Below are 26,973 nucleotides of genomic sequence, written 5' to 3'. Positions count from 1 at the left end.
GGGAGCAAACGTCACTTCTGCAGTTTCTCTTCTAACTCCAAAAGCTGCTCCGGCGTCACCGCCGGATAACTCTGCGCATCTTCCGGCACTTCATGCACCGCAGGAATCGGCACTAATGGGCCAAGGAAGCGCGGCTCGCGCTTCATCAAATACAAATCCGCCAGCGCACCCAAACGCGCACCCACTTCGCGGAAACGCACCGACAACATATTCTTCGGCGACGGCACCGCATAGCACTGCGCCTGAATGCCCAAATGCTGCGCGATATACAGCGCTCGCTCGCAGTGGAAGCGCTGAGTAATGATGATGAAATCGTTGGTATCGAACACTTTACGCGTGCGCACAATCGAATCCAGCGTGCGGAAGCCAGCGTAATCCAGCACGATGTCCGACGGCGCGACGCCCGCTTTGATCAAATCGCGGCGCATGGTCATCGGTTCGTTATAGCTTTGCTGCGCATTATCACCGCTCAGCAGCAGGTAATTGACCTTGCCGCTGTTATAGGCGTTCAACGCGCCCTGAATGCGATAGAGGTAATACTGATTGATCACGCCCGTGCGGTAGTACTTCGCCGTGCCCAAGACCACGCCGACCTGACGATGTGGCAACGAGGTGACATCTTCGTATATAAAGGGCGCGGTTTTCCAGCTGATCCAGCGATCCAGGCCGAGCGCGGTCGCCACCATCAGTAAGATGATGAAAAACAGACCAAAGAAAACGCGTTTAATCATGCGCGCGGGCACTCGGTTGGCAGAATTCAGAATGGATAAAGGCTACTTGAGGCGGGCGGGGGAAGCAAGTAAACGCCCGTTGGCTGACGTTTTTTTAAACGTTGCCGGATCTAAATGATCCGGCAACGGATTTATCAGATCGAAGTACGGCGATAATTACGATACTGCGGCAGCCAGAAGTTGTTGCTGACGGCTTTCGACAACACATCTTCCGACGTCACCACCGCCACGCCCGCCAGCTGCGCGGCTTTACCCACCTCAATGGCAATCAGCTTGGAAACGCCCTGAATGTCTTTGATCTCCGGCAGAACCGGACCTTCGCCATCGTTAACCAGCGGCGAGCAGTCGGCCAATGCGCGACTGGCGGTCATCAGCATCGAATCCGTCACGCGACTGGCGCCCGCGGCGATAACCCCCAAACCGATGCCAGGGAAGATATAGGAGTTATTGCACTGGGCGATGGGATAGGTTTTCCCTTTCCAGGTGACCGGCGAGAACGGGCTGCCGGTGGCAACCAGCGCGGCGCCGTCAGTCCAGGCGATGATGTCGGCTGGCGTCGCTTCAACGCGTGAAGTCGGGTTCGACAGCGGCATAACAATCGGACGCTTAGTGTGCTTGTGCATCTCGCGAATGATCTCTTCGGTGAACAGGCCAGGTTGGCCAGACACGCCGATCAGAATATCCGGCTTGGCGTTGCGTACCACGTCGAGCAGAGAAATGGAGTCGCTACTGGTGTCCCAATCTTTCAGGCTGTCACTCTTCTGCACCAGCTTGCTCTGGAAATTGAGCAGGTTCGGCAGCTTGTCGGTGAGCAAACCGAAGCGATCGACCATCATCACGCGGCCACGCGCTTCATCATCGCTCAATCCTTCCGACTTCATCTGCGCGATGATCTGCTCGGCAATACCGCAACCGGCAGAACCGGCACCGAGGAACACCACTTTCTGCTCGCACAGGCGGCTGCCCGCAGCGCGGCTGGCGGCGATGAGGGTGCCGACGGTCACTGCGGCGGTGCCCTGAATATCGTCGTTGAAGCAGCAGATCTCATCGCGATAGCGCTCCAGCAGCGGCATGGCGTTTTTCTGCGCGAAGTCTTCGAACTGCAACAGCACGTTCGGCCAGCGACGATTCACCGCCTGAATGAATTCATTGACGAACTCTTCGTACTCTTCGCCAGTGATACGCGGGTGACGCCAGCCCATATAGAGCGGATCGTTCAGCAGCTGCTGGTTGTTGGTACCCACATCCAGCACCACCGGCAAGGTGTAAGCCGGGCTGATGCCGCCACACGCGGTATACAGCGACAGCTTACCGATTGGGATGCCCATGCCGCCGATACCCAAATCACCGAGGCCGAGAATACGTTCGCCATCGGTCACCACGATCACTTTGACATTCTGCTTGGTGGCGTTCTGCAGCATGTCTTCAATGCGGTCGCGATTGTTATAAGAGATGAATACGCCACGCGCGCGACGGTAGATTTCAGAGAAGTGTTCACAGGCGGCGCCGACCGTTGGGGTGTAGATAATCGGCATCATCTCTTCGAGATGATTGTCGAGCAGGCGGTAGAACAGGGTTTCGTTGGTGTCCTGGATGTTGCGCAGATAGACATGCTTGTCGTTGTTGTTTTTAAAATCCAGGAACTGGCGCCAGGCACGTTCCGCCTGCTCTTCGATGGTTTCTACCGCTTCGGGTAGCAGGCCGTTGAGGTTAAATTCGTTACGTTCTTCGAGGGTGAAGGCGCTGCCTTTATTCAACAGCGGAAATTCCAGCAGGATCGGACCCGCATAAGGAATATACAGCGGGCGTTTACTTTCGTAGTCGAGTTCCATGCAGTGCTTGCTCCGGTTGCAGTGTTTTCTGACGTATCGCCGGGAAAAGGTAACGCCAGTCCATCTTGAAGTGAAGAGGTTCTGGCGCCCGATCCTATGAAAATTCCTGCAGATGTACAGCTTTTGTTAACAGGAGGTCACAAAAGCGGTAAAAGGATCACTAAACTGATGTTTTCGAAACTAAAGTAAGTGAGAAATCCTCACATCCTAACGCCTTAAGCGTCGCGCGGGTCGCGTCAAGCTGACTCAGCGTGCTGTCCTGACATTCCGCCAAAACCGCTTGCTGAATTGTCTCCAGCGCTTCGTTGCTCATGTTCATCAAAATCAGTGCAGCCTGCAGCGGCGGCAAGCTGGGGTTAAAGGCGGCGTTTTCCGCATAGCGACCGGTAAAGACCTTGCCGCTCTGGCTGCGCAGCGCCACGCCGCTGTAACTCTGGCTGTAAGGCGCGTGACTGTTATTGGCGGCGGCAATGGCGGCCTGTTGCAATGCATCGCCCGCAACCGCAAAACCATGATCGACCGGCGTCAGCAGACGTTCGGTGATGTTCAGATCGGCAGGGCCAAACGCATCCGGCAGGTAGTCGCCCAGCGTGCTAACCGTACGTCCCGGCAGGCTGATGCGAATCGCTGTGCCGCTGTTCAGCTCGTTCATAAACTGACGGCAATGTCCGCACGGCGTGTAGTTGACGGTAATCGCCGCCAGCTTCTCTTCACCGCGCAGCCAGGCGTGCGTAATGGCGCTCTGCTCGGCGTGCACCGTCTGCTGCAGCGGGGTATGCAGAAACTCCATGTTAGCACCGAAGTACCAGTGGCCGCTGACGCCGCGGGAAATCGCGCCGACATTGAAGTGAGACACCGTTGCCACGGCGCAGCTCGCCGCCAGCGGCAGCAGTTCCAGTGCCAGCGCATCTTCATCCAGTCCGGTAAGCTGTTTCAGTTGCGCGACATCCTGCGGACGCAATACGCCATGGAAATCCGGCGCATCCAGCAGCGGCTGAATCGCAGCTTGCAGCGCAGCGGGCAGGGCAGAAAAAGCAGTTAGGAATCGTGAATGCATGATGGGATGACCTCAGTTACGCGTTAGCGGCGATGCGCCGCCTGACGTTTTATATGTGATCCAAGTCGCTCTGACAATGCAAGCTGATTGGGTTGTTTCAACTTTGCGAGATCTCTCGCAAGTTTTAGCCCCACCAATGCATTAATAGCGGAAAAAGCAGCGGCGCCAGTAACGAGGTGATGATGCCGCAAATCACCAGCGCAAGGGAGCTGAACGCGCCTTCCTGATAATCGATCTCTGCTGCGCGCGCGGTACCTAACGCGTGCGATGCGTTACCAATTGCTAACCCGCGCGAGGATTTGTTTTTCACCTTAAACAGATTGAGCAGCATATGGCCAAACACCGCACCCAGCACGCCGGCGATAAGCACGCAGATGGCGCTGATGGCAGGAATACCGTGCAGCGATGCGGAGACCGCCATCGCAATTGGCGTGGTGACGGATTTCGGCATGATGGTGGCGGCGATTTCCGGCGTTGCGCCCATCCACAGCGCAATCGCGGTGCCCGACACCATTGCCGTGATGCTGCCGATGAAGCAGACGCTGATGATGGTTTTCCAGCGCGCGCGAATCTGATGCATCTGCTCATACAGCGGCAACGCCAGCGCTACGACTGCCGGTTGCAGCAACTGATTGAGCAGGCTGCTGCCGGCAAAATAGCGCGTGTATGGCAGGTGAGTCAGCAGCAGAATCGGGATGACAATCGCCATCGCCACTAACAATGGATTAACGATGGAGATATTAATTTTCGCCGCTAGTCTTCGCGCCAGGAAATAGGCGATCACCGTCAGCGGCAGCGACCACCATGCATCACTCATTCGGCTTCTCCTGCGGGCGCTGCAGGCGCTCTGCGCTGAGCCCGACAATCAGCAGCACCATAAAAGTACTGACAATGCATGACACCACAATCGGCCCAAACTGCGCGGTGAGGATATCGGTATAGCCCATTACACCAACGCTAATCGGCACAAACAGCAGTGCCATATAGCGAATCAGTAAATGGCATCCGGGTTTCACCCACTCAACCGGCATGATTTGCAGACCCAGCAGCAGGAATAGCAGCAGCATGCCGATGATGCTGCCGGGAATGGTTATTGGGAGCAGGGCAGAAATTCCCATTCCGGCGTAAAGCGCCGCATAGATGATGACGAAGGCGCGCACATAGCGCCAACAAGCAGTGAGAACGGCAGGCATGTCAGGCTCCTGTTTTCGTAGCGCTTTATCATACGCATTAAGCGATTAGCGTGCTAGCGATCACAGTACTGTCTGACCTGGTCGCCATAAATGGCGACCCTACAAAAAACGCGTCAATCCTTTGTAGGAATCAACAGGTACAAAAAAGCCGCCCTGAGGCGGCTTGTTAGCTTACTTAACCGGCATGCCCGGTACTGCGCCGCTATCGACCGACAGCACAAACAGGTCTTTGCCGCCTGGACCCGCTGACAGCACCATACCTTCGGAAATACCGAAGCGCATTTTACGCGGCGCGAGGTTGGCGACGATGATGGTCATCTTGCCTACCAGCACCGACGGATCCGGATACGCAGCGCGAATGCCAGAGAAAATCTGACGCTTCTCGCCCCCCAAATCCAGCTCCAGACGCAGCAGCTTGTCAGAACCCTCAACCAGCTCCGCTTTCTCTATCAGCGCCACGCGCATATCGACCTTGGCAAAATCATCAATGGTGATGGTGTCGCCAATCGGCGCATCAGCCAGCGGACCGGTTGCTGCAGGCTTATTCGCCGCCGCCGCATCTTCTTTCGAGGCCTCAATCAGCGCGTCAACTTTGGTCATTTCGATACGGCCATACAGCGCTTTGAACGGCGCTACTTCATGATCCAGCAACGGTTGGGCAATTGCATCCCAGCTCAGTTCGCTCTGCAGGAAGGCTTCGGCACGCTCGCTCAAAGATGGCAGCACTGGCTTCAGCCAGGTCATCAAGATGCGGAACAGGTTAATGCCCATGGAGCAAATCGCCTGCAGGTCGGCATCGCGGCCTTCTTGCTTCGCCACCACCCAAGGTGCCTGCTCATCGACATAGCGGTTGGCCAGATCGGCCAGCGCCATGATTTCACGGATCGCGCGGTTATATTCGCGGCTGGCCCAGGCTTCGCCAATCTTCTCTGAGGCCTCCACAAAGGTTTGATACAACGCGGGATCGGCCAGTTCATTCGCCAGTTTGCCGCCAAAGCGTTTGGTCAGGAAGCCGGCATTACGTGACGCCAGGTTCACCACTTTGTTCACCACGTCTGCATTCACGCGCTGCACGAAATCTTCCAGATTCAGGTCGATGTCGTCGATGCGTGAAGAGAGCTTGGCTGCGTAGTAATAACGCAGGCTATCGGCATCCAGATGCTGCAACCAGGTGCTGGCTTTAATAAAGGTGCCGCGCGATTTAGACATCTTCGCGCCGTTCACCGTCACATAACCGTGTACGAACAGGTTGGTTGGCTTGCGGAAGTTGCTGCCTTCCAGCATCGCTGGCCAGAACAGGCTGTGGAAATAGACGATGTCTTTACCGATGAAGTGATACAGCTCAGTAGTGGAATCTTTCTTCCAGAACTCGTCGAAATCGATATCGCCGCGTTTGTCGCACAGGTTTTTGAATGAACCCATGTAACCGATTGGCGCATCCAGCCAGACGTAGAAGTATTTGCCCGGCGCGCCAGGGATTTCGAAGCCGAAGTAAGGCGCATCGCGGGAGATATCCCACTGCTGCAAGCCAGACTCGAACCACTCTTGCATCTTGTTAGCCACCTGCTCTTGCAGTGCGCCTGAACGCGTCCACGCCTGCAGCATCGCGCTGAAAGAGGGCAGATCAAAGAAGAAGTGCTCGGAATCGCGCAGCACCGGCGTCGCGCCAGAGACCACCGATTTCGGGTCGATCAGCTCGGTTGGGCTGTAGGTTGCGCTACACACTTCGCAGTTATCGCCATATTGATCCGGTGACTTACATTTCGGGCAGGTGCCTTTGACGAAACGGTCCGGCAGGAACATGCCTTTCTCAGGATCGTACAGCTGCGAAATGGTGCGGTTCTTAATGAAGCCGTTCTCTTTCAGGCGGCCATAAATCAGCTCGGACAGCTGACGGTTTTCGTCACCGTGCGTCGAGTGATAGTTGTCGTAGCTGATATTGAAGCCAGCAAAATCCGTTTCGTGCTCCTGTTTCATCTCCGCGATCATCTGCTCCGGCGCGATGCCAAGCTGCTGAGCTTTCAGCATGATCGGCGTGCCGTGAGCGTCGTCTGCACAGATGAAGTGAACCTGGTTGCCACGCATTCGCTGGTAACGGACCCAAATGTCAGCCTGAATGTGTTCAAGCATGTGACCGAGATGGATTGAACCGTTTGCGTACGGCAGTGCGCACGTTACCAGAATTTTTTTAGCGACTTGAGTCATGTTTGCGTAGCGTTCCGTTGAAGAAAAATCGGTGTTAGATGTTAACCGAAGCACCCTCTGGCGTAAACACAGCTGGACATGCACGTCACTTTTAGCGCCTATCTGATATTATTGAACAGACACCGCCGCAATCTGGCGTGATGAATAAACAAGGAGAGGGGATGACTTCACAATCCCAGCAACATCATTCACCTGAGGCTCTGCGAGCATTGGTTATCGGCGTGTTGAGTGACTTTGAACATCCGACGCTGCAACATAACCTGACCACGCTGAAAGCCCTGCGCCATGTCGCGCTGCTGGATGACAAGCTGCATATCGAACTGGTGATGCCATTCGCGTGGGCCAGCGCTTTTGAAGAGCTGAAAGCGCAAACCAGCGCCGAACTGCTGCGCCTGACGGACGCCAGCGCCATTGACTGGCGACTGCGCCACGACATCGCCACGCTGAAGCGGGTGAAAAACCATCCGGGCGCGACCGGTGTGAAGAACATCATCGCCGTGAGTTCTGGCAAAGGTGGCGTGGGCAAATCCAGCACCGCTGTGAACATGGCGCTGGCGCTGATCGCTGAAGGCGCGCGCGTGGGGATTCTCGATGCGGATATTTACGGTCCGTCGATCCCTAATATGCTCGGCACCGAAAATCAGCGTCCTACCTCGCCAGATGGCACGCACATGGCACCGATAATGGCGCACGGCCTGGCAACCAATTCGATTGGTTATCTGGTCACCGACGACAACGCCATGGTGTGGCGTGGTCCAATGGCCAGCAAAGCCCTGATGCAGCTGCTCAACGAAACCCTGTGGCCGGATCTCGATTATCTGATCCTCGATATGCCGCCAGGTACCGGCGATATTCAGCTGACGCTGGCGCAAAACGTGCCGGTGACCGGCGCGCTGGTGGTCACCACGCCGCAGGACATCGCCTTGATTGACGCGCGTAAAGGGATGGTGATGTTCGAGAAAGTGAGCGTGCCGGTGCTGGGCGTGATCGAGAATATGAGCATGCACATTTGTAGCCAATGCGGACATCACGAGCCGATTTTCGGCACCGGCGGTGCGCAGAAGCTGGTGGAAGATTACAGCACCCGTTTGCTGGCCCAGTTGCCGCTGCACATTACGCTGCGTGAAGATCTGGATGATGGCGAACCGACCGTGGTGCGCCGTCCGGACAGTGATTTCACCGCGCTCTACCGCCAACTGGCGGGTCGCGTTGCAGCGCAGCTCTATTGGCAGGGAGAGATTATCCCTGGCGATATCGCGTTCCGCGCGGTTTAACGCCGTCCATTTCCGCTGGCGCGGGTCGCCAGCGGGAAATGCATCAGCACATATTTTCCCTGCTCACTCTCGCCAACCGCTTCGCGCCGCCAGCCGTGTTTGAGATAAAAATCCATCGCCGCCTGATTCTGTTGCAGGCATTTCAAGGCGCCCGTCGAGCTAAATCGCGATTGCACTTTTTCTAACAGCGCGCTGCCCACGCCTCGTCCCTGCGCATCGGGGTCGACATACAGGCTATGCAGGAAGTTGTCATTATCCAGCACCGCCGCAAACCCTACGCGATGCCCATTCAGTTCAGCGACCAGCACGGTTTCGCCCAAAATCACCGCATCGAAATCTTCTAACTGCCAATCATCGCCATCCAGCCACGTCCAGTTATGGCGTCGCGCGGCAAGATATAGCGTGCGCAGAAAAGGCCGATCGGCTTCGTCAAAAAAACGTATATGCACCTGAGAGCTCCATTATGTGAGATGCGCAGAGGCCGTAGCGGCGCAATTTATTGCGCACAATTGACGATTGTTCCGTCTGAATGACGCGCGATAAATCGCGCCGCTACAAATCCGTGCGATAACGCAGCTTAAACTAGCAGTTTCACCGCAAAAAGATAAAGCCTGACAGAACCGCGCCCTTTTTGTGTAGAATGCCTCCGCGAGCCGCATGAAATCAGGTGTCGGCGCTTTGATAGCTTTTGGTTATCTGATTGATAACGTCTGCATATTAGAAGTTGGCCCGAAAATTCTGTAGCCTGCATCACATCTTTTAACGGAGGTCACCATGTCCATCATTAATACCAAGATCAAACCATTTAAAAACGCAGCGTTCAAAAACGGCGAATTCATCGAAGTCACCGAGAAAGACGTTGAAGGTAAATGGAGTGTTTTCTTCTTCTACCCGGCTGACTTCACCTTCGTATGCCCAACCGAACTGGGTGACGTTGCAGACCATCACGAAGAGTTCCAGAAACTGGGTGTAGATATCTACTCTGTTTCCACTGACACGCACTTTACCCACAAAGCCTGGCACGGTTCTTCAGACACCATCGCGAAAATCAAATACGCGATGATCGGTGACCCAACTGGCGCGCTGACCCGTAACTTCGAAATCATGCGCGAAGACGAAGGTCTGGCAGACCGCGGTACCTTCATCGTTGACCCGCAAGGTATCATCCAGGCGATCGAAATCACTGCAGAAGGCATTGGCCGTGACGCATCTGACCTGATCCGTAAAGTGAAAGCCGCTCAGTACGTTGCTTCTCACCCAGGTGAAGTTTGCCCGGCAAAATGGAAAGAAGGCGAAGCAACTCTGGCTCCATCACTGGACCTGGTTGGCAAAATCTAAGTTAGCTGCCATTCGATCTTTCTCTATCGGGTGCTACGGCACCCGATTTTCATGACAGGAACTCACTATGCTCGACACCAATTTAAAATCCCAACTCAAGGCTTACCTTGAGAAACTAACGAAACCGGTTGAGTTGATTGCCACATTGGATGATGGCGCCAAATCGGCAGAGATTCGCTCTCTGTTGGCCGATATCGCGGGCTTGTCAGACAAAGTCAGCTTCCGCGAAGAGAACGATCGTCCGGTGCGTAAACCCTCTTTCCTGATCACTAACCCAGGCAGCCAGAGCGGTCCGCGTTTTGCCGGTTCGCCAATGGGTCACGAATTTACTTCACTGGTTTTAGCCCTGCTGCAAACCGGTGGACACCCTTCGAAAGAAGCGCAGAGCCTGCTGGATCAGGTTGTGGCTTTGGAAGGCGACTTCCACTTCGAAACTTATTATTCTCTGTCGTGCCACAACTGTCCTGACGTGGTACAGGCGCTGAACCTGATGGCGGTGCTGAACCCGCGTATCAGCCATACCGCGATTGACGGCGGTATGTTCCAGAACGAAATCACCGAGCGCAACGTGATGGGCGTGCCGGCGGTATTCCTCAACGGTAAAGAGTTCGGTCAGGGCCGTCTGAGCCTGGCGGAAATCGTCGGTAAAGTGGACACCAACGCCGACAAGCGTGCGGCGGAAGAGCTGAACAAACGTGAAGCCTACGAAGTGCTGATCGTCGGCAGCGGCCCGGCGGGCGCAGCAGCGGCCATCTACTCTGCACGTAAAGGCATCCGCACTGGTCTGATGGGCGAGCGTTTCGGTGGTCAGGTGCTGGACACCGTAGACATTGAAAACTACATCTCCGTACCGAAAACCGAAGGCGCGAAGCTGGCCGGTTCTCTGCGTGCCCACGTTGATGATTACGACGTCGATGTGATTGATACCCAGAGCGCCATCAAGCTGATTCCTGCGGCGAAAGAGGGCGGTCTGCACGCAATTGAAACCGCATCTGGCGCAGTACTAAAATCCCGCAGCATCATCATTGCTACCGGCGCACGCTGGCGCAACATGGGCGTACCTGGCGAAGAGCAGTATCGCACCAAGGGCGTAACCTATTGCCCGCACTGCGACGGCCCGCTGTTTAAAGGCAAACGCACCGCGGTGATCGGCGGCGGTAACTCAGGCGTGGAAGCGGCAATCGATTTGGCCGGTATTGTTGAGCACGTGACGCTGCTGGAATTTGCCAGCGAAATGCGCGCCGACAAAGTGCTGCAGGACAAACTGCGCAGCCTGAAAAACGTCGATGTGATTCTGAACGCACAGACCACCGAAGTGAAAGGCGACGGCAGCAAAGTTACCAGCCTGACCTACATTGACCGTAACAATCAGAGCAGCCACGAAATCGCGCTGAGCGGCATCTTCGTGCAGATTGGTTTGCTGCCGAACACCACCTTCCTGGAAGGTGCGGTAGAGCGCAACAAGATGGGCGAAATTATCATTGATGCCAAGTGCGAAACCAGCCTGAAAGGCGTGTTTGCCGCAGGCGACTGCACCACGGTGCCGTACAAGCAGATCATCATCGCCAGCGGTGAAGGCGCGAAAGCCTCACTCAGCGCCTTTGATTATCTGATTCGCACCAAACCGGCTGAATAAGTTTTGCGATAGCCACGCAATAGCCCTGCAACGCATGTTGCGGGGCTTTTTTTTATTTGAAAAAACAATGATTAGCCTAACCAGCGTATGGCTTGCGCATCGCTAATATCGCGGTAATAGATTTTATGCAGCCGTTCGCCACAGCCTTTACATTGTGCTTCAACATGAGTTGAGAAGTAGGCTCGCCCGGTGGGAGAAATAGCGCCTTTGCGGGAAATACGGATGTTATGCCATTTGTGTGCATGCGGAATAAAGCTGAAGAATTTTAATTTCATTATCGCTACCGGAATGGAGTGGGCGGTGTTTATCTTCAAATCCGGAGCGCAATTAGGCCCGTTTTCTGGCGTAATAAATTTGATAAGTATCAAGGTGATTAAAACTTTGCTTATTTCACCGCGCTTCTGTTGCTTCCGGTGCGAATAAAAATAGATTCGCACCGGATTATTTGATCGCGGAAGGATTACAGCATTAGCGCCATAAACACGATTTCATCACTAAACCGTGCAACCTCCTGTTTCATACTGCTCACCACCTTAAAACCTTTCTTGCGATAGATCATAGCTGCCGGGTTCGATTGCCAGACGCATAAGGTGATGCGGCGCATTTTTTGCTGTTTGGCTTGATCCTTAAGCTTTGACAAAATTTGATTGAAATAGCCTTTTCCCTGTTCCTCTGGCTGCAGCGCCACGCTGCAAATGAAGAAATCGTCCGGCTGGCGATGCTGATTCACGAAACTGTCGTAAGCCACATCCAGTGGAAAAACCTCCTGACGATAGCCATATTGCACCTTGATGTGATCGTAATCCTGAATCGGCGCAGCGTTAACGAAACCCACCATTTTTCCCTGCGGATTATAAATCACGGCAATCTGTTGCAGGAAAGGCTGGATATTTTGCCGCAACTGTAGGGTGGTTATATCAGTGGCATAAATATTATCGACCGAGCAGTATTCCAGATAGCTGGTGGTGAAAATTAATTTCGCCATCGCGAGCTGTTCTTGCTTGTCTGTAATACTTCCCGGTTTGAAGATCAGTGGCGACGCTTTCTGACCATCAATCGGCTGCCAGAAATCACCTGCTTTAATATTCTTTGCGGTAAGCGCAATTAAAAAATCGCTGAATAATGCATTCACTTTATCCAGTTGCGGATCCTGAGAGAGCACGCCGTAATAGTGATAACAGGGAATTTCAGCGCGCAGCTGCGGCGCATAAGCAATTTGCAGGATATCGCATTCAGAAAGCAAAGGTACCAGTTCACCCAACTGCAGAGGATCGCTTAATTGCCAGTCGCGTTGTGCTAGCTGAGTAATCGTATGCTGATAATGCTGCTGCTCTTCACCACTCAGCGGGCGACGTTCACCGCTGAGAATATCCTCAGTCAGGCGCATGCCTTTAATCCCGCTCACGCGATGCTGCTGAACATCAAAACCCCATACGGCAAACCGGCTGAAATCCTGATGGCTGAGCTGCGTGACCTGCAATTGCTCGCACCATAACTGGTAAAAAGGTTCGAAGATGGCGCGTTCGCTTTCCGGCGTTTTTGCTGGAATTGGCTGAGGCCAGCCGCGATACACCGCACTGAGCTGCCGTTGTAAATTCTGCAACACCGGATTGTTTTGATGACTGATGATCATGCCGGTTTCATCGGTGAAGAGATTCAGCCAATTTATTTGCTGCTGTTCTGCCGTAAAATCAGGCAGTTCAGGATGACAGAGAAACAGCGTCGCAGGCTGAGCGGGAAGTGTATCGGCATCCATATAAACGCCGCCGCACCGATTGAGAATCGCCAGGCGGAAGAAGTCAGAGAGCGTAGCGTAATAACGCTTATCATGCAGTTGCTGCAGCACATCGATCAGGGCGCCATCAAATGACTGCATCAGTGCGCTCAGGCTGTTGACCTGCACCAGCGCATCAGGCAGAAACAGCGTGCCAGCATGAAAGGGGCTGTTTCCCTGCTGAGCGACGAAGCGATCCTCTGCCGCCAGCTGCTGTGCATTCCACACCCATAGCGTTTGCCGGAAATCACTGCGACTGGCTTCTATCGCGCGTTGCCATTGGGCAATGGTGCGGTTGACGTTGAGTGGTGATGCTCCGCCGAGCCAGACGCGATGGAGCGTGCATTCATTACCTGTCAGTCGGCTGGTGGGCACCGCGAACATCGAAGAGAGTTCCGCAACGCACACCTCGTGCGGCTGATGTTCCACTTGCCACTGTTTAAACTGCCGTAACGCTTGTTGCCAGTCTGCTGTCGCGGGATAGGTAAAGCGCTTTTTAAGCGCGGCGAGTTGGCGTTCGTAGTGAGGTAAAAACGTTTCGCGCGTCATCATCAGATTTCGCTCCCGGCTGGTTGAGCAACATAGCCTTGCGGATTCTGCGTATGCCAGCGCCATGCGTCGCGCAGCATGTCTTCGAGGCCGCGAGTTGCTTGCCAGCCCAGTTCTTTTTTCGCCTGACCGGGATCGGATAAGCAGATGGCGACATCGCCGGGACGACGCGGGCGCATATCGAGCGGCACGCGTCGGCCGCTCACCTGTTCAAACATCTGCACGATTTCCAGCACCGAGTAGCCTTGTCCGGTACCCAGGTTGTAATGTCGATAGCCCGGTTTGAGATGATTTAGCGCCTGAACATGACCTTCGGCTAAATCCATCACGTGGATGTAGTCGCGCACGCCGGTGCCGTCGGGCGTTGCATAGTCATCACCAAATACCGGCAGATGGCTTCTTAGTCCATTGGCAACCTGAAACAGATAGGGCAGTAAATTGTTGGGAATCCCTGCAGGATGTTCACCAATCTGGCCGGAGGGATGCGCGCCGGCGGGATTGAAATAGCGCAGTGCGGTAATGGCTAACTCAGGTTGTGCATCAACCACTTCACCCATGATCTTCTCCACCATGTATTTGGAGGCGCCATAAGGATTGGTGGTATTGCCGGTATCACAGTTCTCACACAGCGGAATCTTTACCGGAATGCCATAAACCGTGGCGGATGAGCTGAAAATAAGTTTTTTCACCTGATGCTGCTTCATGGTTTCCAGCAGCATTAGCGTTCCGGCAATATTGTTTTGATAATACTTCACCGGTTTCTGCAGCGATTCATTTACCGATTTCAACCCAGCCATATGAATAACCGCATCAATCGGCTGATGGCTAAATACCAGATTTAGATCGGCGCGGCGGCGAATATCGCCCTGATGAAACGTCATTTTCTTTCCGCTTAACGCTTCGACACGCGTTAAGGCCAGCGGTGAGCTATTACACAAATTATCCAGCACGATCACACGATGGTTTTTCTGCAGCAGGCTAAGGGCAATGTGTGAGCCAATATAGCCCGCACCGCCAGTAATTAAGACATTCATTTACGTACACTCCATGTGTTTTGTTGCGCGCAGCGGTGCGCGACGAATGAGGGTGTTTAAACATTGTCGACCTTTGTTATCAGTAGTAATGACATCACCAACAGCACACAGGCTGCCGGCCAGATGGCCAGCGGTGAGACGGTGGTGATAATTCCCTGTAAAACGCCAGCCAGCAGCACGCCGATGGACATCGAATTGGTATACAGCGTGGCCGCCATTCCCTGACGATGTTGCAGTAAATCCTGAAACCAGAACATGCCAACGGTAGCGATGATAGCGATGAAAATGGCATTGAAAATTTGCAGTAACATCAGTGGGATAAAACTTTGACTGAAGTAAATTCCCACATAAAACATCATGCCGCACAGCATGGCTGCCTGCATTTGCGTTTTCTTACCCCAGCGTTTGAGCATGCTGGCGCTGAGCAGCATGATCGGTATTTCCAGCGCCGCGGCGAGGCCAAAAAGCACGCCACTCCAGTCGGCAGACAAGGTTGGCTGCTCTGCCAGATGCAAAGGAAACGCAATCAGATAGAGTGCGCTGCAGCTCCATACCAGCAAGGTGGCAAACATCAGGAAGCAAAGGTTTTGCCCCAGCGGCTGCCGGTCCGGTTGCTTTGCAGGAGTAGCGCTTGCCAGCCGCTCGCCAGGCGGCAAGGTGACAGCCAGCAGCGTCACGCTCAGTAACAGCACGAACATGACGGCATACAGCCAGGTGAAGCCGGCCAACTGAACAATCCAGAATGCCAGCGGTGGGCCGAATACCCACGCCAGCGAAAATTGCGCGCGTAAAATGGCGCTGAAAGCATTGTCACTGCGGGTTTGCCGTGCCAGCGCGAACAGTTGCGGTATCGCCGCACTGCCGCAAGCATTGAGCAGCGAGCCGAGCGAAATTAACAGCAGATAATCGCGGCAGAAGATAAACAGCAGCGCATTGAGCGCCTGTGCGAATAAGCACAAGAGCAGTAGCGGGCGACGCTGCGTGACACGATCTGAATAACGGGCAATCAGTAAGCTCATCGCAATACTGCTGAGCGCATTAACGCTGTAGAAGGCGCCGGTTTTCCAGGCTGCCACGTTAAGTTCACTGGCTAGAAATAAGCTGAGCGTCGGAATGAACAGGGCGCCGCTTAAACCGGCACCCAGCGCAACAACATAAAAAGAGAAGGTTGAGTGTTTCATCGACATCCTTGTCAGTGTTCGCCCCAGGCACTCCAGCGAGGGGCAGAAAGTTTTTAAAGTGCTTCAGCGCGGCTGAAGCGTTTGCCATCCGGACTCACGCTACGCACCCAGACTTTATCGCTAGCAGTAATTGCCGGTTTAGCATGTGGTTGATAACGCTGCCAGCGCTTACCCTTATCCAGGCTGTACTCCAGCGGCAGACCCGGCAGCGCAATGTTCATGGTCAGTGTGCCATTCTCGACGCGCGCACCCGGCACCGGTAAACGGTAGTGAATACCGGCTTTATCCATCTTGCCCAACTCACGCTGGCCTAACAGGTTGGCGAAACGCTGCCAGTCCTGATTGCGCTGCTGCTGGTTAACGAAGTGGGTTTCACCGCCTTTAAAGGTGCGGCCTTGCTGATAATCCAGCTCCCACTCCGCGCGATGCCAACCGCGTTCGGCCACCGAAAGCAGGCGCGGGAATACCATGTAATCCATCTGCTGATCGGTACGCGTGGTTTCACTCCACAGCTGTACGGAAATGCCGTATGCGCCTGACCACGGTTTATTCGAGGTGGCATCAAAGGTTTTCCCGTCGCGATCCACCGAGGTTTCAGCGTTTTGCGGCAGGTTGTCCGGCGCGAAGCCAAACATCTTGCGCTCATCGCTGAAGCGTGTGCCCCAGTAATACCCGCGCTCGTTAGGATTCACCTCATACGGGAAGTCCATGTAGACGTAATCCGGATTGGAGATCACCACTTCATAATCTTTCAGCGTCCAGTCGTTGGCGGTGTCAAAGCCGCCCCAATAGAGCGTGTCCCAGAAGTTAACGCGTACGCGCGAAGTGGCGAAGGCGTGCGCGTCAGTGGCATCTTTCAATCCATCCTGCCAGGCCTGCATCACCGGAATGCCGTGCGCTTTCACCATCTTGCTCACTTCCAGCGCGAAGTGACTTGGCAAGTGCTCCAGATCTTCCACCTTGCCGGATTTCACCACCGCCTGGCAGACCTGAGATTTTGCCCAGGGTTTGTCCTCTTTGCTTTGGTCTAAAATGCCCGTTCCCGCTTTCGGGTTCTTAACATCGCTGTAGCCGCTACCGAGGCGAATGTTTTTCGCTTCATCACCGCCAAAGTGCCAGGTGGTCAACGGTTGGCCGGCTTCGCGGTGCATCGCCTGCACTTCACCCATCACTTTATCGACAAATCGCTTCGAGGAATCGAGGCAAGGATTGAGATAGCTGGTGCGGTCGTACAGTTGCACGGAACGGGTATTCGAGGTATCCGTGGGATCCACCAATCGATATTCACTGGCCTGCTGCGGTTTACCCGCTTTCATCAGTTGCTGATATCGCGCCTCCATAGAGATCACCGCCGCGCGTGCATGCGCGGGCATATCGATTTCCGGGATCACTTCGATGTTGCGCGCCTGCGCATATTTGACGATCTCGATATAATCGGCGCGGCTGAAATGTCCGGTTCCGTTGTTATTCGTGAGCGGGCCGGAGCCCAATTGCGGCAGAAGACATTGCTGCTCAGTCAGATCGTGACAACGCTTACTCCCGACGTCGGTCAACTCTGGCAGACCGGGGATTTCGATACGCCAGGCTTCGTCATCGGTCAGGTGGAAGTGGAATTTATTCATCTTCCACGCCGCCATTTGATCGAGCATGCGCAGCACCGCTTGCTTGCTGTGGAAATTACGCGCCACATCGAGGAAGGCACCGCGATAGGCAAAGCGCGGTGCATCTTTCGCTTCAAGCGTGGCGATAATCGGTTTACCTTCAGCCGGCACCAGCGACAGTAACGACATTAAGCCGTAGTAAACGCCAGCTTGATCGTAACCAATGATATCGGTGCCGCGCGGTGTGATGCGCAGTTCATAAGCACCGGAAACCGCCTCTGCGCCGTGGAAATGATTGACGGCGATACGGGTATGAATGTCATAACCCGCTGACTGCGGTTTGAGCCCCATCAAATCGAAACGCTGTTTAACCGCATCGGCCTGGTTGTCCGCCAATACCTCAAGATGCAAGGCAACGCCACGGCTCAGGTCGACATCCGCCGCATGAACTTTCACCGAACGCGGCGTTGGGGTGATTTGTCCGCGCAGCGCGCTGGCAGGCAGTTGCGCCACATCGGCATTCTTTGAGAAGCGACTTTGCGGCAGCATTAGCACGTTTTTATCGTCGGCAATGCGCTTCCATTGGGCGCCAAACGGCTTAACAAAGTCGCTGAGGTTTTCGGTATCGGTGCTGGTGATAATTTTTGGCGTGGCATTGGCGGCGGTGACATACCAGCGCGGCATCACGTCGGTGATAAACAGCTGCCAGTATTCATTGACGATAGGGATCTCAATCGACTCACCCGCCGCGATACCTTTGAATTTCTCCGTCGGTTCCAGACGGGTTAAATCGCCGACGATATGGGTCATTTTGAACTGATCGTTATCCACCTGCAGCGTTTCGTGCACGTTGCTCATGTAGATTGCCCAGTTTTTACTGGTGAGCGCCGGACCGTTGTTGGTCAGCGTGATGGTAGCGGTGTTGCAGGATGCCCAATCGGCACCGAGTTTCGCGCAGTTCACGCCGTGATCGGCCGCCTGGTTGTCAGTGACCTGATACTGCACGCCGAACTGACTGATTTGATCGACGACCTGCTGATTACTGCGCGGGGATGAACTGCAGGCGGCAAGGCTTATCACGCTCAGCGCCAGTAAACTGATTTTTAACTTTTTCATGTTGTTATCCTTCTCCACGGAGGTAAGTCTCTGGCTCCTGCCAGATCGGGGTCAAAACAGGGTGAATGGCGCGACGACCATAAATTTGATGTCTTTCTCGTCCTGGAAGATGTTGCCGTAGCCGCCGCTATAGCTGGGAAGATCGCTGTGATTGTCGTAGCGGGTGTAGTGCAGTTTGAATTGGGTGTCTTTGGCGCGGCCTTGCTGGATGGTGTAAACCAGGTCGAGGCTCCACGCGGATTCTTTCAGGCGCTGATTTTGGTCGTAGAGGGGATTGGTGGAAGGCTTCGCGTCCCAACCGTAGGCGTACGATGTACCGACTTGCCAGCCAGGTAATTGCCAGTGTCCCAGATCCACCATCACACCGGCGAAGAGCGCTTTCTCACCGTTGGCGTTCCAGTCTGAGCGAGAATCCCACCACACGTCCATGCGGCCATTCGAGCTGGCGTAAGACGGCGTCATACGTTGCAGGAAGAAGCCCTGATTACCCTCGGCTTTTACCCATGTGCCTTCGAGGCGGAAATCGAACGCGCCGAGCGTGTAGCCGAACGTCAGCGCCTGCAGCCACGCGAGGCCATCGTAAACATCGTTCACCTGGCCAACGCCGCTGTTGTCACGATCCTTCGCGCCATAAAATTGATAACTGGTGCGCAGCGGTGCATCGGCCAGCGGCAGCTGATAAGAGGCTTTGGCAAAATACTGATCCATGTAATTTGCCGCCTGGCCGTAGGCGCCTTCCAGCACCAGCGCGTTTTTAAAATCGTATTTGGCACCAAAGGATTGCAGCCACGGAATCTCCGTCACGCCATCGGCTTTACGGAAGTTGTACATGTCGCGATACCACGGCGCTTTGTATTCGTCAGTCCACATCCAGGAGACGGAAAGGGCGCCGGCGTCGCTAAAATCAAAGGTGGTGCCGGCCTCAACGCCGCGATAGGTGCCGGGCAGGAAGCTCCAGTGCGGTGCCAGCAGCGTCTGCCCGGTGGGCTGCAGATAGCCTGCGCGCAGCCAGTGATCCTGCCATTTTGCCTTGATGGCGGCTTTATAGAGACTTAAGCCGCTCTTATCTCCGCTCCAGTCCTCATCCCAGCGCGTACGGGCATTGCTGAAACCAATTTCATTCGGTGCCGCCGGGCCGCCGTTGCTTAACTCCAGCGCGCCAAACGCTGCCAGATCGAGGCCGATCACCTCACCGGCGTAACCGGATGAGAAGTCGAGATTGGCATTCGCAGAGGCGTGATGCAGATTGGCATCATACTGACCGTACGAGCCTTTTTGCGGATCCATCTCTTTGCGATCGCGCTGGCGTTGCCAGTAAAACAGATTGCCAGAGAGAGTGGCGTCTTCGACAAAACCCACGGCGTGGGCGGAGGGAACCGGCACAAAAGTGCCGGCAAACAGGGCAGAGACAATGGCCGCAGAGAGCGGCGCGCGTGGAATCCGACGCATAGCAAATCCTCCGTGATGCTTCCATAAACAATTAACAAATCCGTATTGTTTCGTCATGAAACAAGTTGCCGGGGATGCTATTTTTCGCGACGCGAATTATCAATGGGATTTATTACAAAGTATGACGCAGCACGCAAAAAAGCGTCATTTTAAGGCGTTTTATCAATAAGTTACATGAATGTGTAATTTGTTGCTTTGTGAGCCAGATTCCAGGAAAGCTGCGTTTACTTGCTTTACCCCAACTTGTTCCCTATGCTCGCCAACGTAGTTTTGACTCGGGGTGCCCCTTTAATACAGGGCTGAGATACACCCGCCGACCTGATCTGGATAATGCCAGCGTAGGGAAGTCAGATGCCTGACCGCATTCGCCTTCTTGATCGCCGGTTGGGAGCCTTATGAAACAGCCTGACCTTCTTTCCCCCGCGCAACTCGCGCACTCTCTGCAACTGCTGCGTCAGCAAGCGCCGCTGGTGCACTGCATGACCAATGACGTGGTGCAAACCTTTACTGCCAACGTGCTGCTGGCACTGCAAGCTTCGCCCGCGATGGTGATCGATCCTGAAGAAGCGGCGCAGTTTGCCGGTTTTGCCGATGCGTTGTTGATAAACGTAGGTACGCTGACGCGCGACCGTCGTGATGCAATGTGGGCGGCGGTGCAAGCGGCGCAAACCGCAGGCACGCCGTGGACGCTGGATCCGGTGGCGGTCGGCGCACTAACGCTGCGCACCGCCTTCTGCCAACAGTTGCTGAGCCTGCAACCGGCGGCGATTCGCGGTAACGCTTCAGAAATTCTCGCCTTGGCGCAACAGGCTAGCGGCGGACGCGGTGTCGACAGTCTGCATCAGGCCGATGTCGCGCTAAACGCTGCCCAACAGCTGGCGCGCGATTACCACACCGTTGTGGCGGTGACCGGTGAAGTGGATTACGTCACTGACGGCGTGCAGACATTCGCCATCCCCGGCGGCAGCCCGCTGATGACGCGCGTGGTTGGCACCGGCTGCGCGTTGTCGGCGGTGGTTGCCGCCTGCACCAGCATGCCGGGCGATCGCCTGCAGCATGTCGCTGCGGCCTGCCGCGTGATGTCGCTGGCGGGTGAGCAGACAGCGCGCCAGGTCGCTGGGCCAGGCAGCTTTGCCGCAGCTTTCCTCGATACGCTGTGGACGCTGGAGGTCGAAGCATGAAACGCATCAATGCATTGACCATTGCTGGCACCGATCCGAGCGGCGGCGCAGGTATTCAGGCCGACCTCAAAGCTTTCTCCGCGCTGGGCGCGTATGGCACCAGCGTCATCACCGCGCTGGTGGCGCAGAACACCTGCGGCGTGCAGTCGGTGTATCGCATCGAACCTGATTTTGTTGGCGCACAGCTCGATTCGGTGCTGAATGATGTGCGCATTGATGCTGCGAAGATTGGCATGCTGTCAGAAACCGCGATTGTCGAGGTGGTCGCCGAGCGGCTGAAACGGGCCAGCCTGCCGTTTGTGGTGCTGGATACGGTGATGATTGCCAAAAGCGGCGATGCGCTGCTGTCGCCGGATGCGGTGGCGAGCGTGCGCGAATTGCTGCTGCCGCAGGTATCGCTGATCACACCAAACCTGCCGGAAGCCGCCGCGCTGCTGGGACGCGCGATGGCGCAGGATGAGAAAACCATGTTGCAGCAGGGCGATGCGCTGCTCGATCTTGGCTGCGAAGCGGTGCTGATGAAGGGCGGACACCTTAGCGATGCCGAAAGCCCGGACTGGCTGATTACCCGCGACGGACGTCAGCGCTTTACCGCGCCGCGCGTCAATACGCGTCACACGCACGGCACCGGATGCTCGCTTTCAGCCGCGCTGGCGGCGTTGCGTCCGCGCCATAATAGCTGGGCGGCAACGGTCGCTGAAGCCAAGGCGTGGCTGCAACAGGCGCTGCTGCATGCCGATTCGCTGGAGGTCGGCAAAGGCATTGGGCCGGTGCACCATTTCCATCGATGGTGGTAGGGCGTAACGCCAGATTGCCGCTTTTTCACTGCGCATCCGTCTGAAAAATGGAGTCAGCAATTTGCCAGCCTGGCGCTTTCCGGTCCAGGCTGTTGGGGGCGAATCGGCAACGGCCGGTTCCAATCCAGCCATTTATCAGGAGCGAACATGACGGACATCGTACAGTTATTGGGCAAAGAGGCGGATAGCCTTCTTCAACATCGCTGCATGACCATTCCAGCGGATAGCCTCTATTTACCCGGCGCGGATTATGTTGATCGCGTGATGATCGACAACAATCGTTCTCCTGCCGTACTGCGCAACATGCAAACGCTGTACAACACCGGACGTTTAGCCGGCACCGGCTATTTGTCGATTCTGCCGGTCGATCAGGGTGTTGAGCACTCGGCGGGCGCATCCTTTGCGGCCAATCCAGCTTATTTTGATCCAAAAAACATTGTTGAGCTGGCGATTGAAGCCGGCTGTAACTGCGTCGCCTCTACCTACGGCGTGCTGGCTTCGGTTTCTCGCCGCTACGCGCACCGCATTCCGTTTATGGTGAAGCTGAACCACAACGAAACGCTGAGCTATCCGACGCAATACGATCAGACGTTGTACGCCAGCGTGGAACAGGCCTTTAATCTGGGCGCGGTGGCGGTTGGCGCCACCATCTACTTCGGTTCTGAACAATCACGTCGCCAGATTGAAGAGATCTCGGCGGCCTTTGAACGTGCGCACGAGCTGGGCATGGTGACGGTGCTGTGGGCCTATCTGCGTAATGATGCGTTCAAGAAGGAGGGCGTCGATTATCACGCCAGCGCCGATTTAACTGGCCAGGCCAACCATCTGGCGGCGACCATCGGTGCGGATATCGTCAAGCAGAAGATGGCGGAGAATAACGGCGGCTATAACGCGGTGAAGTTTGGTCACACCGATGAGCGCGTCTACAGCAAGCTGACTACGGAAAACCCGATTGATTTGGTGCGTTACCAGTTGGCGAACTGCTATATGGGACGCGCAGGTTTGATCAATTCCGGCGGCGCTTCTGCGGGTGAAACGGATACCGCGGAGTCAGTGCGTACGGCGGTGATCAATAAGCGTGCCGGCGGCATGGGGCTGATTCTAGGGCGCAAGGCGTTTAAGAAGACGTTGAAAGAGGGCGTGCAGCTGATTAATGCGGTGCAGGATGTGTATTTGTCGAAGGATGTGACGATTGCTTGATTGAGTGGGGGCTGTGCTGATTTTCCCCCTCCTTGGTCCTCCTCAATAAGTGCGTGCTGTCCCCCTCCTCGGTCCTCCCCCATTAATGGGGGAGGAAGATGCTGCCATATGTCAGTGTTAAAGCTGCATGTGGCAGCATCTCCTTCCCCCGCTCGCGGGGGAAGGCCGGGATGGGGGACAGCGAGCACTAAATCAAGGCGCCTCAAACCACTCACTATTACGCTCGGCAATCGGCGTAATGGTCAAAATCATCTCCTGCAGATGACGCCGCATCGCGCTTTCAGCTGCGTCAACATCATGCGCTTTCAAGGCGTTATAGATATCTTCATGCTGCTGAATCAAACGCTCCGGCGGTGACACTTCGCTCAGGGTCAGAAAGCGCACGCGGTCCATGGTAGCTTTGATGTTCTCCACCGTTTCCCACGCCAGCAGGCAATTAATCCCTTCAGCAATTAAGCGGTGAAACTCATCGTCCAGCCCCAGGAAAGCCTGGCTGTCATGACGTTCAGCGGCGAGACGCTGCAGCTGCAGGTTATGCTCCAGCGCCATCAATCCGGTCGCACCCATCTCCTGCGCGGCGCGGCGAACCACGGCGATCTCTACCGCTTCACGGATAAAGCGACCGTCGGCCACGCGCTGAGCGGAGATTTTGCGCACGAAGGTGCCGCGCTGCGGTAGCACCTGCACCAGTCCGGCTTCCGCCAGCTTGATAAAGGCTTCACGTACCGGCTGACGTGACACATTAAAACGCGCCGACACTTCCTTCTCCGACAGCAGCGAGCCCGGATGAATAACGCAGGTCACAATATCTTTGCGCAGATAACGATAGATCTGCTGATTTACCGGTTCGCTGGTGGTTATGGTATAGGCAGTCGACATGCAGCAATATCCGTATTACGGCTGGCATCTGCCAGCCCGTTAAGAAAGGTTCAGTCTAATCAGCACGCTGCGTCTGCGCTACACATTTGTGCAGGCGCTTAGCCTTGTGTGACGAGGCTTTGAACGGTGGCGCGCGCGCCCTGTTTAACCAGATGCTGATAGAGTTCAGTCACGCGTGAGACAAAGGCGGGCTGCTGCTGCAGATCGTCACCGAACACGGCGTTGAGGCTGAGCAACGCCTTAACACGTGGCGCACCGTCCTCACTGTTGGCCACAATGTCCGCCAGCTGATCTTTCAGCGGATCGCGAATCTCAATGGCCTGACCTTGCTCATCCACACCGCTGACATAGCGCATCCAGCCCGCCACACCCAGCAACACGAAATCGCACGAGGTGCCATTGCGCAGATGCCAGCGCGCGCTATCCAGCAGGCGCTGCGGCAGTTTTTGCGTGCCATCGGTGGCGATTTGATAGGTACGATGTTTGATGGCGCGATTCTCGTAACGCGCAATCAGGGAATCAGCGTAGGCTTCGAGATCGACGCCTTGCGTGCGCAGCGTCGGCGCCTGATCCTGCAACATCAACGCGCGCGCCGCCGCACGATAGCTGGCATCGGCCATGCAATCGCTGATGTGTTCATAACCGGCGAGAAAACCGAGATACGCGAGGAACGAGTGGCTGCCGTTGAGCATCCGCAGCTTCATCTCTTCGAACGGCAGCACATCGCTGACCAGCTCCGCACCCGCGTTTTCCCACGCCGGACGTCCGTTAACGAAGTTATCTTCGATGACCCACTGGAAAAACGGTTCGGCTTCAACCGCCACCGGATCGCGGCTGCCCAAACGTTCCGCCAGCGTGTCGAACGCGGCATCGGTCATGGCCGGGACGATGCGATCAACCATGGTCGAAGGGAAAGTAATATGCGCCTGGATATACTCCGCCAGCGCAGGGTTGTGGCGCGCGGCCAACTGGGTGATCACGTTGCGCGTGACATGACCGTTCTCTGGCATATTGTCGCAGGACATCACGCTAAACGGCGGCAAATTGCGTTCGCGGCGGCGGATAATGGCCGCCAGAATCAAGCCGGGCAGCGAACGTGGCTCACCAGGATGAGCGAGGTCGTGCACAATATCGGGATGATCGGGATTGAGCTTGCCGCTCGACGGCATGTAGCAATAACCTTTCTCGGTTACGGTCATCGAGACAATCGCCACGTCCGGCTGGCTCATCGCCTCAATCACCGCCTCAATGCCGTCGCCTTTGCCATGCAGCGCTTGCGTCACCACGCCAATCACCCGCGTGTGTAAACTCTCATCCGCCTTTTCGGTTAGCGTGTAGAGCAGATCCTGCTGACGCAGCGCCTGAATCAGCGTGCCGCTGTTGAGATTCACTTCGCAATAGCCCCAGTCGCTGCCCTGAGCGGCCAGCTTATCGGTCGCCAGCGCCTGATGCGCGCGGTGGAAGGCGCCAAAGCCGATGTGCACCATGCGGGTCTTGAGTTGGCTACGATCGTAAGCGGGGCGTTGGACATCAGCGGGGAGGCGTTCAAGCTCTAACATAGTCATTCCTTTTAGCAAATGGGGCGCTCAGCGCCCCATGAGATTTACACTGAAACCGGTTTATTAGTGGCTTTAGGTTCACGAATCACCAGCAGTACCAGCAGCGCGCCGACGCCAGCCACCGCACCTGCGAGGATAAAGGCGCTGTCAAACTTACCGGAGTGCTGCACGATGAAGCCAGTCACCACCGGGCCGATCACACCGGACAAGCTACCTATCAGATGGATAAAGCCACTGATGCTGCCGACGCGGCTTTTGTGCACCACGTCCTGCACAATCGCCCAGTAAATTGCGCCGGTGATGTAGAGGAAGAAGATCGAGATCGACATCATGATCACCGCCGAGTTGACCTCTTTTATCGTACCTGCCAGCGCCACGCAAATCGCCGCGGCGGTAAGTGAAACCACCAGCACAATTTTTCGTGAAAGCAGCAGCTTGCCGGTGATGTTGAAAATCTTATCGGAGATCCAGCCACCCAGCGCCAGGCCCACGAAGCCAACAATCCACGGGATCATGGTGGTGATGCTCATCGCTTTGATATCAAGGCCGTGCGCCTGCACCAGATACGCCGGGAACCAGCTCAGGAAGAAGAACAGAATGTAGTTGTAGCAGAAGAAGGCAAAGGCGGTGACCAGAATGATCGGCTGGCGCAGATAAAAGCCTAAACCATGCGCGGCGCCGCTTGAGTCGATCACGTCGGCCGGTTCTTCGGCTTTCAGTTTTTCTACTAAGGCACGCTCTTCTGCCGAGACGCGCTTACTTTTCGCCGGATTATCTGACGCGAAGAAGAACCACAGCGCCAGCCAGACGAAGCCAATCGCGGCGATCACTACAAATGCCGGACGCCAGCCGAACGACAGCGCCAGATAGCCAACAATCGGACCGGCAACCGCGCCACCCAGCGGTGAACCCGAGCTGAGTAAGCCCATTGCGGTGGCGGCCTGTTTTTTCGGGAACCAGCCGTTAATGGCTTTGTTCGCTGAGGCAGAGATGGGGCCTTCCGCCATGCCAAACAGCACGCGCAGAATCATCATCGACCAGAAGCCAGTCGCCATTGCGGTCAGGCCGCAGAACAGCGACCACATACCAACAGCGGTTCCGAGCACGATGGTCGGGCCAAATTTATCCGTCGCCAGGCCACCGATGAAGTTAAACAGGGCATAACCGAAGAAGAAGCTGCCGAAAATCATGCCGAACTGCTCGGCGTTGATCATCAGGTCTTTTTCCACCAGCGGTACCGTCAGAGAGAGGGCGATACGATCAAGGTAGTTGATCATAAACACCAGGAACAACAGCAGTACGAGGGTCCAGCGCAGGTTCTTAAACATAGAAACTCCGTCATCGTCATTTTTATAGTAATAATGCCGGCGGGTAAGGGACCGGCATG

The 26,973-nt window shown here is 55.5% G+C and carries 22 protein-coding genes and 1 riboswitch; of the genes, 6 read left to right on the top strand and 16 right to left on the bottom strand.

The genetic code is table 11. The annotated features are described in order from the left end of the window. Nucleotides 1–11: 11 nt before the first annotated feature. The 6 genes from sanA to metG all read right to left on the bottom strand — a co-directional run bounded on the left by sanA (nt 12) and on the right by metG (nt 7,018). Nucleotides 12–731: an outer membrane permeability protein SanA gene (gene sanA, locus AAF463_RS12975; protein ID WP_008104952.1), complete on the bottom strand. Its 720-nt coding sequence runs from the start codon at nt 729–731 to the stop codon at nt 12–14. 134 nt (nt 732–865) lie between these two features. Then, nucleotides 866–2,563 (bottom strand): NAD-dependent malic enzyme, encoded by a 1,698-nt coding sequence (locus tag AAF463_RS12970; protein ID WP_101763321.1) that lies wholly within the window; start codon nt 2,561–2,563, stop codon nt 866–868. A gap of 160 nt (nt 2,564–2,723) precedes the next feature. Next, nucleotides 2,724–3,620, bottom strand: coding sequence for a cytidine deaminase (cdd, locus tag AAF463_RS12965; RefSeq protein ID WP_350260910.1), 897 nt, complete (start codon nt 3,618–3,620; stop codon nt 2,724–2,726). Nucleotides 3,621–3,744: 124 nt separating this feature from the next. Continuing rightward, on the bottom strand, nt 3,745–4,437 hold the full coding sequence (locus tag AAF463_RS12960) for a CidB/LrgB family autolysis modulator (RefSeq protein ID WP_110866615.1): 693 nt from the start codon (nt 4,435–4,437) through the stop codon (nt 3,745–3,747). Further along, nucleotides 4,430–4,813: a CidA/LrgA family protein gene (locus tag AAF463_RS12955; protein WP_110866616.1), complete on the bottom strand. Its 384-nt coding sequence runs from the start codon at nt 4,811–4,813 to the stop codon at nt 4,430–4,432. The genes AAF463_RS12960 and AAF463_RS12955 overlap by 8 nt, the downstream gene beginning before the upstream one ends. 171 nt (nt 4,814–4,984) lie before the next feature. Then, complete coding sequence (gene metG, locus AAF463_RS12950) at nt 4,985–7,018, bottom strand: methionine--tRNA ligase (RefSeq protein ID WP_350260909.1); 2,034 nt, start codon at nt 7,016–7,018, stop codon at nt 4,985–4,987. Between the two features lie 161 nt (nt 7,019–7,179). On the opposite strand from metG, the gene apbC reads away from it, so the two are divergent. After that, nucleotides 7,180–8,292, top strand: coding sequence for an iron-sulfur cluster carrier protein ApbC (apbC, locus tag AAF463_RS12945; RefSeq protein ID WP_110866619.1), 1,113 nt, complete (start codon nt 7,180–7,182; stop codon nt 8,290–8,292). Here the strand turns inward: apbC and AAF463_RS12940 are convergent. After that, the gene (locus AAF463_RS12940) at nt 8,289–8,741 is read right to left on the bottom strand and encodes a GNAT family N-acetyltransferase (protein WP_350260908.1); all 453 of its coding nucleotides are present in this window, start codon (nt 8,739–8,741) and stop codon (nt 8,289–8,291) included. The two genes, apbC and AAF463_RS12940, sit on opposite strands and share 4 nt — an antisense overlap. A 325-nt stretch (nt 8,742–9,066) precedes the next feature. Here AAF463_RS12940 and ahpC point away from each other — a divergent pair, with 325 nt between their 5' ends. Beyond that, on the top strand, nt 9,067–9,630 hold the full coding sequence (gene ahpC / locus AAF463_RS12935; protein WP_101763328.1) for an alkyl hydroperoxide reductase subunit C: 564 nt from the start codon (nt 9,067–9,069) through the stop codon (nt 9,628–9,630). 67 nt (nt 9,631–9,697) lie between these two features. Then, nucleotides 9,698–11,266: an alkyl hydroperoxide reductase subunit F gene (ahpF, locus tag AAF463_RS12930; RefSeq protein WP_192233344.1), complete on the top strand. Its 1,569-nt coding sequence runs from the start codon at nt 9,698–9,700 to the stop codon at nt 11,264–11,266. A gap of 71 nt (nt 11,267–11,337) precedes the next feature. Here ahpF and AAF463_RS12925 read toward each other — a convergent pair whose 3' ends face one another. The 6 genes from AAF463_RS12925 to AAF463_RS12900 all read right to left on the bottom strand — a co-directional run bounded on the left by AAF463_RS12925 (nt 11,338) and on the right by AAF463_RS12900 (nt 19,970). Further along, nucleotides 11,338–11,541, bottom strand: coding sequence for a hypothetical protein (locus AAF463_RS12925; protein WP_101763330.1), 204 nt, complete (start codon nt 11,539–11,541; stop codon nt 11,338–11,340). A gap of 185 nt (nt 11,542–11,726) precedes the next feature. After that, the gene (locus tag AAF463_RS12920) at nt 11,727–13,592 is read right to left on the bottom strand and encodes a GNAT family N-acetyltransferase (RefSeq protein ID WP_350260907.1); all 1,866 of its coding nucleotides are present in this window, start codon (nt 13,590–13,592) and stop codon (nt 11,727–11,729) included. Continuing rightward, on the bottom strand, nt 13,592–14,623 hold the full coding sequence (galE, locus tag AAF463_RS12915; RefSeq protein ID WP_350260906.1) for a UDP-glucose 4-epimerase GalE: 1,032 nt from the start codon (nt 14,621–14,623) through the stop codon (nt 13,592–13,594). Before galE ends, AAF463_RS12920 begins: the two co-directional genes overlap by 1 nt. Before the next feature lie 56 nt (nt 14,624–14,679). Beyond that, complete coding sequence (locus AAF463_RS12910) at nt 14,680–15,804, bottom strand: sugar efflux transporter (RefSeq protein ID WP_350260905.1); 1,125 nt, start codon at nt 15,802–15,804, stop codon at nt 14,680–14,682. A 53-nt stretch (nt 15,805–15,857) separates the two neighbouring features. Then, on the bottom strand, nt 15,858–18,521 hold the full coding sequence (locus tag AAF463_RS12905; protein WP_350260904.1) for a beta-N-acetylhexosaminidase: 2,664 nt from the start codon (nt 18,519–18,521) through the stop codon (nt 15,858–15,860). Nucleotides 18,522–18,572: 51 nt separating this feature from the next. Continuing rightward, the gene (locus AAF463_RS12900; RefSeq protein ID WP_217548668.1) at nt 18,573–19,970 is read right to left on the bottom strand and encodes an OprD family outer membrane porin; all 1,398 of its coding nucleotides are present in this window, start codon (nt 19,968–19,970) and stop codon (nt 18,573–18,575) included. Between the two features lie 266 nt (nt 19,971–20,236). Beyond that, nucleotides 20,237–20,332: riboswitch (TPP riboswitch) on the top strand. Between the two features lie 33 nt (nt 20,333–20,365). Between AAF463_RS12900 and thiM the strand changes: the two genes are divergently transcribed. The 3 genes from thiM to fbaB all read left to right on the top strand — a co-directional run bounded on the left by thiM (nt 20,366) and on the right by fbaB (nt 23,148). Next, nucleotides 20,366–21,151, top strand: coding sequence for a hydroxyethylthiazole kinase (thiM, locus tag AAF463_RS12895; protein WP_350260903.1), 786 nt, complete (start codon nt 20,366–20,368; stop codon nt 21,149–21,151). Then, nucleotides 21,148–21,948 carry a bifunctional hydroxymethylpyrimidine kinase/phosphomethylpyrimidine kinase gene (gene thiD, locus AAF463_RS12890; protein WP_271460816.1) on the top strand — a complete coding sequence of 267 codons (801 nt, stop codon included), beginning with the start codon at nt 21,148–21,150 and terminating at the stop codon, nt 21,946–21,948. Before thiM ends, thiD begins: the two co-directional genes overlap by 4 nt. Before the next feature lie 147 nt (nt 21,949–22,095). Next, nucleotides 22,096–23,148 (top strand): class I fructose-bisphosphate aldolase, encoded by a 1,053-nt coding sequence (gene fbaB / locus AAF463_RS12885; RefSeq protein WP_350260902.1) that lies wholly within the window; start codon nt 22,096–22,098, stop codon nt 23,146–23,148. A gap of 192 nt (nt 23,149–23,340) precedes the next feature. Here the strand turns inward: fbaB and AAF463_RS12880 are convergent, their stop codons facing one another. From AAF463_RS12880 to AAF463_RS12870, 3 genes are all read right to left on the bottom strand, one after another. Then, nucleotides 23,341–24,027 (bottom strand): GntR family transcriptional regulator, encoded by a 687-nt coding sequence (locus AAF463_RS12880; protein ID WP_101763339.1) that lies wholly within the window; start codon nt 24,025–24,027, stop codon nt 23,341–23,343. Between the two features lie 98 nt (nt 24,028–24,125). After that, entirely contained in the window at nt 24,126–25,586 is a 1,461-nt protein-coding gene (locus tag AAF463_RS12875) for a mannitol dehydrogenase family protein (RefSeq protein WP_350260901.1), read from the bottom strand. A gap of 44 nt (nt 25,587–25,630) precedes the next feature. Continuing rightward, complete coding sequence (locus AAF463_RS12870) at nt 25,631–26,914, bottom strand: MFS transporter (protein WP_101763341.1); 1,284 nt, start codon at nt 26,912–26,914, stop codon at nt 25,631–25,633. Nucleotides 26,915–26,973 lie beyond the last annotated feature (59 nt).

The organism is Pantoea sp. BJ2, from assembly GCF_040255075.1.
GTDB classification, from domain to species: Bacteria; Pseudomonadota; Gammaproteobacteria; order Enterobacterales; family Enterobacteriaceae; genus Pantoea; species Pantoea leporis.
Note: the sequence above shows the minus strand (reverse complement) of the source record. Positions and strands in the feature narration are given on the sequence as shown.

What these genes read in the sequence shown, in the direction of transcription:
- AAF463_RS12875 (WP_350260901.1), bottom strand. Translation starts at nt 25,586, where the DNA reads ATGTTAGAGCTTGAACGCCTCCCCGCTGATGTCCAACGCCCCGCTTAC.
- AAF463_RS12900 (WP_217548668.1), bottom strand. Translation starts at nt 19,970, where the DNA reads ATGCGTCGGATTCCACGCGCGCCGCTCTCTGCGGCCATTGTCTCTGCC.
- sanA (WP_008104952.1), bottom strand. Translation starts at nt 731, where the DNA reads ATGATTAAACGCGTTTTCTTTGGTCTGTTTTTCATCATCTTACTGATG.
- galE (WP_350260906.1), bottom strand. Translation starts at nt 14,623, where the DNA reads ATGAATGTCTTAATTACTGGCGGTGCGGGCTATATTGGCTCACACATT.
- AAF463_RS12870 (WP_101763341.1), bottom strand. Translation starts at nt 26,914, where the DNA reads ATGTTTAAGAACCTGCGCTGGACCCTCGTACTGCTGTTGTTCCTGGTG.
- metG (WP_350260909.1), bottom strand. Translation starts at nt 7,018, where the DNA reads ATGACTCAAGTCGCTAAAAAAATTCTGGTAACGTGCGCACTGCCGTAC.
- fbaB (WP_350260902.1), top strand. Translation starts at nt 22,096, where the DNA reads ATGACGGACATCGTACAGTTATTGGGCAAAGAGGCGGATAGCCTTCTT.
- thiD (WP_271460816.1), top strand. Translation starts at nt 21,148, where the DNA reads ATGAAACGCATCAATGCATTGACCATTGCTGGCACCGATCCGAGCGGC.
- ahpC (WP_101763328.1), top strand. Translation starts at nt 9,067, where the DNA reads ATGTCCATCATTAATACCAAGATCAAACCATTTAAAAACGCAGCGTTC.
- AAF463_RS12910 (WP_350260905.1), bottom strand. Translation starts at nt 15,804, where the DNA reads ATGAAACACTCAACCTTCTCTTTTTATGTTGTTGCGCTGGGTGCCGGT.
- AAF463_RS12925 (WP_101763330.1), bottom strand. Translation starts at nt 11,541, where the DNA reads ATGAAATTAAAATTCTTCAGCTTTATTCCGCATGCACACAAATGGCAT.
- AAF463_RS12880 (WP_101763339.1), bottom strand. Translation starts at nt 24,027, where the DNA reads ATGTCGACTGCCTATACCATAACCACCAGCGAACCGGTAAATCAGCAG.
- thiM (WP_350260903.1), top strand. Translation starts at nt 20,366, where the DNA reads ATGAAACAGCCTGACCTTCTTTCCCCCGCGCAACTCGCGCACTCTCTG.
- AAF463_RS12905 (WP_350260904.1), bottom strand. Translation starts at nt 18,521, where the DNA reads ATGAAAAAGTTAAAAATCAGTTTACTGGCGCTGAGCGTGATAAGCCTT.
- ahpF (WP_192233344.1), top strand. Translation starts at nt 9,698, where the DNA reads ATGCTCGACACCAATTTAAAATCCCAACTCAAGGCTTACCTTGAGAAA.
- AAF463_RS12955 (WP_110866616.1), bottom strand. Translation starts at nt 4,813, where the DNA reads ATGCCTGCCGTTCTCACTGCTTGTTGGCGCTATGTGCGCGCCTTCGTC.
- AAF463_RS12960 (WP_110866615.1), bottom strand. Translation starts at nt 4,437, where the DNA reads ATGAGTGATGCATGGTGGTCGCTGCCGCTGACGGTGATCGCCTATTTC.
- AAF463_RS12970 (WP_101763321.1), bottom strand. Translation starts at nt 2,563, where the DNA reads ATGGAACTCGACTACGAAAGTAAACGCCCGCTGTATATTCCTTATGCG.
- AAF463_RS12920 (WP_350260907.1), bottom strand. Translation starts at nt 13,592, where the DNA reads ATGATGACGCGCGAAACGTTTTTACCTCACTACGAACGCCAACTCGCC.
- apbC (WP_110866619.1), top strand. Translation starts at nt 7,180, where the DNA reads ATGACTTCACAATCCCAGCAACATCATTCACCTGAGGCTCTGCGAGCA.
- cdd (WP_350260910.1), bottom strand. Translation starts at nt 3,620, where the DNA reads ATGCATTCACGATTCCTAACTGCTTTTTCTGCCCTGCCCGCTGCGCTG.